This is a genomic window from Kineococcus glutinatus (assembly GCF_039542765.1).
Classification (GTDB): Bacteria; Actinomycetota; Actinomycetes; order Actinomycetales; family Kineococcaceae; genus Kineococcus_A; species Kineococcus_A glutinatus.
In genome coordinates this window covers 1-884 of sequence record NZ_BAABIL010000273.1, presented here as the reverse complement: position 1 = coordinate 884, position 884 = coordinate 1, and the positions used below count along the sequence as shown (strand labels likewise).

Here is an 884-nt window from a genome sequence, read left to right as displayed (position 1 = left end):
GGACGTGGACCTGTCCACGGACCTGGCCGCGCTGCTGCCGCTGATCGCCCCGCTGCTGTCGGGGCACTCCGACGTGGCCATCGGCTCCCGCCTGGCCCACGGCTCGCGCGTGGTGCGCGGACCCAAGCGGGAGTTCATCTCCCGCAGCTACAACCTGCTGCTGCACGGGGCGCTGCGGGTGCGCTTCAGCGACGCCCAGTGCGGCTTCAAGGCCATCCGCAAGGACGCCGCCGACGCCCTGCTGCCCCTGGTGGAGGACACCGGCTGGTTCTTCGACACCGAACTGCTCGTGCTGGCCGAGCGCGCCGGCCTGCGCATCCACGAGGTCCCCGTGGACTGGGTCGACGACCCCGACTCCCGCGTCGACATCGTCACCACCGCCCTGGCCGACCTGCGCGGCATGGGCCGCCTGGCCCTGGCGCTGGCCCGCGGCCGGTTGCCGCTGGCGCGGGTGCGCTCGGAGCTGGGGCGCACCCCGGCGCTGGCCGCGGCCGCGGGGGTGGAGCCCAGCCTGCTGGGGCAGCTGGTGCGGTTCGGTCTGGTCGGGGCGGTGAGCACCATCGCCTACGCCCTGCTGTACGTCGTGCTGCACCCGCTGCTGGGTGCGCAGCCGGCGAACTTCGCCGCGCTGCTGGTCACGGCGGTGGGCAACACCGCGCTCAACCGCCGCCACACCTTCGGGGTGCGGGGCCCGCAGGGCGCCGCCCGTCACCACGTGCAGGGTCTCGTCGTGTTCGCCCTGGGCTGGGCGCTGACCTCGGGCGGCCTGGCGGCGCTGCACGCCGGTGACGCCGGTGGCCGCGGCGCGGAGCTGGTGGTGCTGACGGTGGCGAACCTGCTGGCGACGGTGCTGCGCTTCCTGCTGCTGCGGACGTGGGTGTTCC

At 74.9% G+C, this 884-nt stretch carries 1 protein-coding gene; it reads left to right on the top strand.

Annotated elements, in window-relative coordinates; all coding sequences use genetic code 11:
- A partial coding sequence (locus ABEB16_RS11085; protein ID WP_345712311.1) for a GtrA family protein occupies window positions 1-884 on the top strand: 884 nt, incomplete at both ends.